Annotated in this window: 9 protein-coding genes and 2 pseudogenes; 6 read left to right on the top strand and 5 right to left on the bottom strand. The window is 65.7% G+C overall.

Translation table 11 applies throughout. The features are described 5' to 3' along the window. Window positions 1-4: 4 nt before the first annotated feature. Window positions 5-120: pseudogene (locus tag AB0J47_RS27125) on the bottom strand (VOC family protein); the annotation flags it as partial. 180 nt (window positions 121-300) lie between these two features. Continuing rightward, complete coding sequence (locus AB0J47_RS27130; RefSeq protein WP_364351743.1) at window positions 301-975, bottom strand: histone deacetylase; 675 nt, start codon at window positions 973-975, stop codon at window positions 301-303. Window positions 976-1,444: 469 nt separating this feature from the next. On the opposite strand from AB0J47_RS27130, the gene AB0J47_RS27135 reads away from it, so the two are divergent. The 3 genes from AB0J47_RS27135 to AB0J47_RS27145 all read left to right on the top strand — a co-directional run bounded on the left by AB0J47_RS27135 (window position 1,445) and on the right by AB0J47_RS27145 (window position 3,013). Continuing rightward, window positions 1,445-1,621, top strand: a complete 177-nt coding sequence (locus AB0J47_RS27135) for a hypothetical protein (protein WP_364351746.1) — start codon at window positions 1,445-1,447, stop codon at window positions 1,619-1,621. Window positions 1,622-1,736: 115 nt separating this feature from the next. Beyond that, window positions 1,737-2,342: a helix-turn-helix domain-containing protein gene (locus AB0J47_RS27140; protein WP_364351749.1), complete on the top strand. Its 606-nt coding sequence runs from the start codon at window positions 1,737-1,739 to the stop codon at window positions 2,340-2,342. Between the two features lie 2 nt (window positions 2,343-2,344). Next, entirely contained in the window at window positions 2,345-3,013 is a 669-nt protein-coding gene (locus tag AB0J47_RS27145; protein ID WP_364351752.1) for a helix-turn-helix domain-containing protein, read from the top strand. A gap of 394 nt (window positions 3,014-3,407) precedes the next feature. On the opposite strand, the pseudogene AB0J47_RS27150 reads toward AB0J47_RS27145, so the two are convergent. Continuing rightward, window positions 3,408-3,524, bottom strand: a pseudogene (locus AB0J47_RS27150) (LLM class flavin-dependent oxidoreductase); the annotation flags it as partial. 47 nt (window positions 3,525-3,571) lie between these two features. Here AB0J47_RS27150 and AB0J47_RS27155 point away from each other — a divergent pair. Continuing rightward, a complete protein-coding gene (locus AB0J47_RS27155) occupies window positions 3,572-4,078 on the top strand; it encodes a VOC family protein (protein ID WP_364351755.1) in 507 nt (168 codons plus the stop codon). Then, a complete protein-coding gene (locus AB0J47_RS27160; protein WP_364351758.1) occupies window positions 4,075-4,881 on the top strand; it encodes a MerR family transcriptional regulator in 807 nt (268 codons plus the stop codon). Before AB0J47_RS27155 ends, AB0J47_RS27160 begins: the two co-directional genes overlap by 4 nt. A 46-nt stretch (window positions 4,882-4,927) precedes the next feature. Here the strand turns inward: AB0J47_RS27160 and AB0J47_RS27165 are convergent, their stop codons facing one another. Further along, window positions 4,928-5,956, bottom strand: coding sequence for an AraC family transcriptional regulator (locus AB0J47_RS27165; protein ID WP_364351761.1), 1,029 nt, complete (start codon window positions 5,954-5,956; stop codon window positions 4,928-4,930). A 152-nt stretch (window positions 5,957-6,108) separates the two neighbouring features. Here AB0J47_RS27165 and AB0J47_RS27170 point away from each other — a divergent pair, with 152 nt between their 5' ends. Beyond that, window positions 6,109-7,644, top strand: coding sequence for an aldehyde dehydrogenase family protein (locus tag AB0J47_RS27170; RefSeq protein WP_364351764.1), 1,536 nt, complete (start codon window positions 6,109-6,111; stop codon window positions 7,642-7,644). A 9-nt stretch (window positions 7,645-7,653) separates the two neighbouring features. Here AB0J47_RS27170 and AB0J47_RS27175 read toward each other — a convergent pair whose 3' ends face one another. Continuing rightward, a complete protein-coding gene (locus tag AB0J47_RS27175; RefSeq protein WP_364352056.1) occupies window positions 7,654-8,298 on the bottom strand; it encodes a formylglycine-generating enzyme family protein in 645 nt (214 codons plus the stop codon). Between the last annotated feature and the right edge of the window lie 133 nt (window positions 8,299-8,431).

The raw sequence follows: 8,431 nt of genomic DNA on the forward strand, positions 1-8,431 counted from the left end.
GTACCTAGGGCAGCAACGGAATATTCGCGTTCAGGCAGAACGGATGACCGGCCGGATCCAGTAACACACGCCAGCGATCCGGCCCGGCTGCTCATCGGCCAGGCACGCACCGAGTTTCACCGCGCCCGCCGCATCGACAATGAGATCGTCAACGCGCAGATCCAGGCGCGCGGTCGACTCTTGCATGCCGTCGCCAGGTCGGTGGTCGGCAGCGTTTCGCCAGCCGGGGTGGTGACGGCCCTGGAGGCCGCTGCCGCCCGATCCTCGGCGGCTGAGCCGCGCGACGGTACCCGGCGGTTCTCATGGCGACCGCGTCGTTCGGGACGGCGCGATCGTGTCCGCATCCATGCACGTGGCCTGAGGATCCAGCAGCATGGCGATGGTGTCGGCGGTCCAGCCGAGGTCCGCTCCGGGGCGGGTGGCGATATAGGTGGCGATCTCTTCGACTGTCCAGGTGTGGGATTCGGTGAGGCCTGCGGCGAGGTGGCGTATGTAGGCGGCCGACGGCGGGTTGCCGGGCAGGTCGGTATAGCGCCAAGGCGCGGTGATGGTGAGGACCGGATGTCCTTCGAAAGTACCAGTACAGACCAGGGTCTCGTATCGACCGGGACCGAGCGTCATGCGGCCGTGGGTGATTGCCTCGCACAGGTCGTGGTCGGTGCCGGGTGTTCGGTACATCTCCTGGGCGGCGATATCGCAGAACTGATCGATGGTCACCAGGTGGCCGCGGGCGGCGGTTTCACCGGCGGCGTCGGGATCGTAGAAGGCTCGGCCGCCGGTCCAGGTCAGGGATTCGGTGGCGAAATATTGCAGGCCGGGGAGCGTGAGCGGAACCGAACGCAGCGGTTCGGCCCCGCGACGGCAGCCGGGCAGCGTGATCGCGCCGCCGTCGGGTGTGCCGCCTGCCAGATAGCAGCGTAGGCGGCTCAGATGCATATTCGAGCCGTATGACGCGTACCACACGATCTCGGTCATGGCACTGATCCGGGCATCGCACCCGCCTTCCGGTCGGAAATCGCCTATACGACGAGCATGCCACGGGTGGCGGCATCAGCACTTGCGACCGTCAGCACGTCCGGTACCAGCGCATTCGGCAGTGGCCGATGTACCGCCGCTGTTCAATGACGGTGATTCTCGACCAGTGAACGCATCTGCTCCGGCGACCGAAAGTAGGCGAGTCCCCACGGCAGGCGGCTGTAGGTGCCTCGCCCATCGGCTACGCGGGTTATTGATCACGATCGCGAGCAACTCGCCCGGCACCAGCACCCGATGGAACTCCGCGACCGGCGCAGCATGTTCGAGAAATGGAAGGCGTGTGTGGATACCACGGCGTCAACCGCTCCGTCTGGCAATGCCGAAAATCCTCGGCCTGCCGATTTCGCCGGCGCACCCGATCCGACCGCGACCGTGCCTGCGTCGACATCCCCACCGACACATCGCAGCCGTGGACCACATCCGGGCGCAGCTGGCCTTCGATGCGGGCGGCGAGAATGCCGGTGCCGCAGGCGATATCGGTGCTTCCGACGCGCCGCTGCCGAATCCTGAATGCCTGTTTGACGCCAACATTGCGGCGCATCGAATACAACGCAATCAAATTCAACGCACACCGTTGCGGCGCTAAGAGATTCGCGTGAGCTGGGAAGTCGAATCCGTGGCGGGCGTGTGTGAAATGCGTACACTGGCCCAGCCGGAAGCAAATCTGAAACGGGTGTCCGTCACACGACGTTGGAGGGTAATTGTCAACACGACGCGACGACATTCTCGACGCGGCACGGGATCTGATCGTCCGCGAGGGTTACGCCGGCGCCAGTATGCATGCGATCGCGCGCGCGGCGGGCATCACCCGACCCGGCTTGTACGCCGAATTCGGTGATCGGGACGAACTATTCGAGGCACTGCTCGATCGCGAGGAAGAACGGGTACTGGCCATGGCGGCCGAGGCCACTCCGGTCTTCCAGGAGGGCGCGGACCTGGCCGCGATCGCCGCGGACGTCTCGGCCGATGCCGTCGACATCTTTCTAGACCTCGTCTCGGCCGCACCGCAGAGCTGGCGTTTCGTGCTGATGCCCGGCGACGGGCTGCCCGATACCGCGCACGAACGAGTGGACCGTGGCCGTGCGGCCTTGCGGGCGCGCAGTCGAGCGGTGCTCGCGCTGGTCGCCGCGCTCACCGAGCGAGAGATGGACGAGGAGTTGTTGAGCCACGCGGTAATCAGTGCGAGCGAGACCGGTGCCCGATTGGTCCTCGCCGCGGACGGCGCGCAACGGCGCGAGGCGGTATCCAAGACGTTGCGCTGGCTGGCACGCCGGGCGGTCGTCGCCGCCGGAGTCGGGGAGCAGTAGCGATGGCCGCCGCGAAACAAGCAGCGCCCCAGAAGCAATCGGCACCTCGACCGCCTAAACGCAAGTACGCCAAGCGGCTTCAGCCTGCGGACCGACGTGAGCAATTACTCGACGCGGCATTGCGCCTTGTGGCGCAAGAGGGGTTCACCAGTGTGAACATCGCTGCCGTCGCCGAGCGCGGCGGGGTGACCAGGCCGGTCGTCTACGACTCCTTCGGCAGCCGTGACGAACTGCTCGAGGCGCTCATAGAACGCGAGACCGCCCGCATGGCGGCGGCGGTGGCCCGCTCGGTCGCCGAGACCACCACGGCACCCGACTTCGCTTCCGCCGCACCGGAACAGCTGCCCGCGATGCTCGGGCGCTTCCTCGCCGAGGTCTGCGCGATGCCCGACACCTGGCGGCTGGTGTACTTCCCGATCGACGGTGTGCCGCCGGTACTGCGGGAACGGGTCGCCGCGGCTCGTGACGAATTGCGTGCACCGCTGCGGCAGGCGCTGGGGCTGTGGCTGGTGGAGCAGCCCGATGCCGATGGCGTGGATCCGGATGTCTTGGCCGAGGTCGTACAGGGCACCATCCAAACCGCGGCGCGCCTGGTGCTCGACCAACCCGATGAATTCGGCATCGACCGGATTCTGGCCCTGTTCGACTATCTGTTCTTCCGTGCGGCATAGCGGCTTTCACCTGTGAAAGGGCTCGGTTCCGTCAGAGTTGTCGCCAGTGCCGCGCGCGACGGAATCAGGGTGCACAGGCTGACACCGCGACTGCCGGCGACAGGCGATTGCCGATATCACCCAGTGGTGGCAAGGAGGTGAAAGTCGGCGTGCACCGGCTCTGCCCGAGGTGGAAACAGCCAGGCTGAATAGCTTCCGCGCCTGAGTTTTTCAGTTCATGGACCAGTTCGGCCATGGTTTCACTGCTGGGCGCATAGGGCTGATAGAAGCACACCCGATCGGAGATTGTCCCGGCACGGTCGCGGATATCGGCGGCGACCGTCGTCGGTTTGCCGCGCGCCGCAATGGTTCCGAGGATGTCGTCGTCGATCAGTTCACCATCTCGGTCCAGCGCCTTCTCGATCTGCGGACGAATCTGGGTGCCCAGCCCCAAGGTGAATCGGCCCTCGGGCAGCAGTTGGAGATCGTTCGCCTGGTGCGCGAGGTGAATCGGGTTGCGCGGGAAGACGACGGGCTGTGATTTGACCCTGACGTTACGTCAGGCTCGACGATGTGGCGGTGAGCGAAACCTACCCAGCATTCGATATCAGTCCGGTTCCCGTACCCGCCCACGATGCCGTGGCGCCGGAACTTTTCCGCGGCATCTACGGGATGCCGATGTTCGTCACGGTGCCGACGGCCGATCTGGCTGTGTCGGTGGACTTCTGGACGCGCGGACTCGGCTTCTTCGACCTGTTCTCTGTCCCCGGCCGACTCACCCATCTGCGGCGCTGGGCATTCCAGGATGTCCTGCTCTTATCCGCTGACCAGCCCGCGGCGGCAACCGAGCTGAGCGTGAGCTTCTCCTGCGTGCTGAGCCAGCTCGCCGAGATCGCGGCCGCATGCGAGCAGTTGCTGCCCGATTGCATGTCGGGGCCGCGTCCGATGCCGTGGAATACCGTCGACCTCGAGATCCGCACGCCGGACAACACACGGGTGATCATGACGGCGGCGCGACCGTACGATCCGGACAGTGCCGAGGCCGAGAATTTGCGGTCCATGGGGATCGGAGGTCCGCCGGCATGAGCGTTCCTGTCAAACTGGGCGGTGTGACTGATCAGGGCGATGCCGGTCTCACCGTCGGTGCGGCCGCCGCGCGCATGGGCGTCACGATCCGCACACTCCACCATTGGGATGCGATCGGGCTCGTGTGCCCGACCGAGCGCACCGACGCCGGGTACCGGCTCTACACGAGTGCGGACCTCGCCCGCATCCATCGCGTACTCATCTACCGTGAGCTGGGCGTACCTCTCGATGAGATCAAAACGGTCCTGGATGCGCCTGCCACCGATGCGACGGTGTCGCTGCGTCGGCAGCGCGACGAACTCCGCGAGCGCGCCGTCCGCCTGCAAAAGATGGCGGATGGGATGGACCGCATGATCGAGGCCAGAGAGTCCGGAATCCTGCTCTCCGCCGAGGAACAGGTGGCGATCTTCGGCGAGCACTGGCAACCCACCTGGACCGCGCAGGCCCACGACCGCTGGGGTGACACCGTGCAGTGGGCCCAGTACGCCGAACGCGCCGCGAACCGAACCGCCGAGGACTGGCAGCAGATCGCCGAATCCGTCGACGCACTCAACGCCGACCTGGTCGCGGCCTACCGCGCCGGAGTGCTGCCCGGCAGCGACGAAGCCAACGACCTCGCCGAACGCCACCGCGCCTCCATCGACACCTACTTCGACTGCACCCCCGCCATGCAGATCTGCATCGCCCATACCTACCTCACCGACCCGGGCTACACCGCCTTCTACGACACCCTCGCCCCCGGCCTGACCCCCTGGCTATCCGCCATCATCCAAACCAATGCTGGTCAGCCGAGAACGCACTGACGCAATTCCTCTCGGCATTTGCGGCGACCAGCGCATGGTCGAGGGTTCAGCTGGTGCCGACGAGAGTGCCGCGGGCTCGGAATTCCTGGGGTGGGCAGCCTTGCCAGCGGCGGAATGCGCGGATGAAGGATGCGGCCTCGGCATAGCCGAGGCGGGCGGCGACCTGTTCGGTGGTCATATCGGTGTGGCTGAGCAGTTCCTCCGACATCATTTGACGGACTTCGTCCAAGAGGTCGCGGAAGGACGTGCGCTCTTCGCGCAGGCGACGAGATAGTGTGCGCGGGCTCATGAAAAGCGCTGCGGCGACGGCGATTTGGTCCGGAATCTCGCCCGGATTGCGGACCAGCAGATCACGCACCGCAGCGGCAACGCCGGTGCGGGCCCGGCGCGCGGTGAGCAGATCGCGGCACAGTTGTTCGCATGTCCCGCGCGCCCATTCGTTGGCCTGGGGCAGTGCGACATCGAGATACGCACTGTCGAAGGCTAATTCGTTGACCGGCGCGTCGAATTCCGGCTCGATACCGAAGACGGTGCGGTAGCGCGTCGTATCCGCCGGAGCCCGATGACGGAAGCTGATCCGGGTGGCGGGCACACCGGCGGAGAACCGCTCGCGGCCGATGGACTGGATACCGGTGATGACGCGCTCGGTCAGGAAGGCGCGCACATCCTCCGGAATCTGCGAATCGTCGAAGATGACCCGCGACTCGGCCGGTCCCTCCTCGAAGATCAGCCGGCCGAACACGAAGGCCAGATCGACATAGCGCAACGAAACCTCGATCACCTCGCGCACCGTGCGACTGCTCAGCAGCGCCAGCCCCCACGGCCCGTACAGCGATAAGTGGTAGCGGTTCCCGGCCTCGACACCCAATCCTGGTTCACCGCCGAATCGCGCAAGCAGATTCCGCACGACGCGTACCTCTTGACGTGCCGTGACCTCGGCATCGGGATCGCTCACCGCCTCGGGCCTCAGTTTCGTGCCCTCGAGACAGTCCTGCGGCGACATGCCACGTTCCTGCGCCAATTCCATCAGCACATGCACGCTGGAGGTGCTACGCAGTAGATCCCAATCGAACACTAACTGCATCCTCGTCGAAGCCGGTCCCGTCTTGCTATTGGCGGAACGTATCAATCCTTTCTTCTCCATCGCAGGAAAATCGGAACACCCGGTGCCAGACCGACGGAAATGCCACGCTGGAGGGCGGGGGCACAGCGCAGGAGGTGAGCCGGATGAGTACGGCGCAACAGCAGGTCGAGATCGAGGTACACAATCCGGCCGACGGCAGCGTCACCGGCCGGGTGCCCGAGGAATCGAGTGCTGCGGTCGCCGCGGCGGTCCGCCAATTGCGCCTTCTCCAGCCGGAATGGGAGGCGATCGGCTCGAACAAGCGCGCCGAATGGCTGTTTCGGCTGCAGGATTGGCTGATCGATAATTCCGACGAGCTCACCGATGTGGTCCAGTCCGAAACCGGTAAGACCCGCTACGATGCGGAGATCGAGGTACCCGCCGCGGTCAATCTGATCAAGTACTGGGCGCGCAATGCCGCGAAATTCCTGCTCGATGAGCATCCGGCTCCGCACAGTCCGCTCGGCCGGACCAAGCGCCTGGTCAAGACCTATCGGCCGCATCCGGTCGTCGGGATCATTACGCCGTGGAACTTTCCGCTGCTCAATGTGTGCTTCGATGCGCTGCCTGCGCTGATGGCTGGTGCCGCGGTGCTGGTCAAGCCGTCGGAAGTAACGCCGTTGAGTGCGGTCGCGCTGGCGCGAGGGTGGGCCGAGATCGGTGCGCCACCGGTATTCGCGGTGTCGACCGGGCGTGGAGATACCGGACGCGCAGTCGTCGAGGCGGTCGACTACGTCCAGTTCACCGGGTCCACCAAGACCGGTAAGGCGATCGCGGCCGCCTGCGCAGCGACGCTGACCCCGTACAGTCTGGAACTCGGCGGCAAGGATCCAGCGATCGTGCTCGCGGACGCCGACATCGAGCGGGCCGCGGCGGGCATCGCCTATGGCGGACTGTTCAATTCCGGTCAGGTCTGTGTGTCGATCGAGCGGGTGTATGTCGAGGCGCCGGTCTACGACGAGTTCGTGACCACCCTGACCGAACAGGTGCGCAAGCTGCGGCAGGGACACGATGGGCGCGGGTTCGCCTTCGATATCGGCGCGATGGCAACCGAGGCGCAGCGCGATATCGTGGCCCGCCATGTCGAACAGGCCGTAGCCGCGGGCGCGCGGATCACCACCGGCGGCAAGGCGAGCGGGGTCGGGACCTTCTTCGAACCGACCGTGCTGGTGGATGTGGATCATTCGATGGCTTGCATCAGCGAGGAGACATTCGGCCCGACCATTCCGGTGCTGAAGGTCGCCGACGAGGATGAGGCGGTGCGCTTGGCCAACGATTCGGTCTATGGGCTCTCGGCCACGGTGTGGACCGGTGACCGCAAGCGCGGCGAGCGGGTGGCGCGGCGGCTGGAAGCGGGTGCGGTCAATATCAACGATGCCTTCGCGAATCTGTTCAGCTTCGCGCTGCCGATGGGTGGGTGGAAAGATTCCGGGGTGGGCGCGCGATGGGGCGGCCCCGCCGGAATCCGGAAATACTGTCGCCAGCAAGCGATTACGGTGCCACGCGGGCCGGCGATGAGGCGTGAGCTGGCGTGGTACCCGGCCTCGCGGGTGCGGTTGCGAGTGGTGACCGGACTGATGCGCGCACTGGATGGGCGTGGCAAGCGCAAGCTGCCGAAGTTCTGGAGCGGCAAGCGATAAGGCGCGGGCTCAGACGAGAATCGAACGCGCTATCCGGAAGCCGACATCATCGATCCGGTAGGTCGGATGGCTGCGCCGTCGCACCGAGGCCCGGCAGCTCCACTTCTCATCGGACCACCCACCCCCGCGCAGCACCCGATATGAGTCGTACACCTCGGCGTCGTAAATGTCCCAGCACCAATCCCATACGTTGCCGAGCATGTCGTACAGGCCCCAGGCGTTGGGTAGCTTGCCGCCGACCTCGTGCACGTGCTCCGCGGAATTGCCTCGATACCAGGCGATTTCGTCGAGCTCGCCATATCGTGGGCCCGAAGTGCCCGCCCGGCACGCATACTCCCATTCGGCCTCGGTCGGCAGCCGGTACCCGTCGCTATCGGCATCCCACTCGACCTCGTCGTCGTGCACGCGATACGCGGGCGGCAAACCCGTACCCAGCGACAGGCCATTGCAGAACCGGATCGCATCGAGCCACGAAACACCCTCGACCGGCAGCCGATCACCCCGAGACGCACTCGGCGCCCCACCGGTGACCTGTTCATACTGCGACTGGGTAATCGAAAACGCCGCCAGCCCAAACCTCGCCACTTCGACCGCCCAACTTCGCTGGGTTCGCCGATCCGACAGCGTCACCTGCCCTGCGGGCAGCGCGACCATCTCGATTTCCGCACGCACAGCTAGCCGATCGTAATGCATGTGTATCGGCTTGCGGCACCGCGACGACCAGGGCGGGGCGTGGAGGTACAGGATCGCCGCAGCGTACGTCTCGTGCCGGTCGTCACGGTGCAGA

Origin of the sequence: Nocardia sp. NPDC049737, assembly GCF_040674755.1 — a bacterium.
Classification (GTDB): Bacteria; Actinomycetota; Actinomycetes; order Mycobacteriales; family Mycobacteriaceae; genus Nocardia.

Bases quoted from the DNA above. Each gene is read 5' to 3' on its own strand.
- AB0J47_RS27130 (WP_364351743.1), bottom strand. From the start codon at position 975: ATGACCGAGATCGTGTGGTACGCGTCATACGGCTCGAATATGCATCTG.
- AB0J47_RS27145 (WP_364351752.1), top strand. From the start codon at position 2,345: ATGGCCGCCGCGAAACAAGCAGCGCCCCAGAAGCAATCGGCACCTCGA.
- AB0J47_RS27160 (WP_364351758.1), top strand. From the start codon at position 4,075: ATGAGCGTTCCTGTCAAACTGGGCGGTGTGACTGATCAGGGCGATGCC.
- AB0J47_RS27170 (WP_364351764.1), top strand. From the start codon at position 6,109: ATGAGTACGGCGCAACAGCAGGTCGAGATCGAGGTACACAATCCGGCC.
- AB0J47_RS27175 (WP_364352056.1), bottom strand. From the start codon at position 8,298: ATGGTCGCGCTGCCCGCAGGGCAGGTGACGCTGTCGGATCGGCGAACC.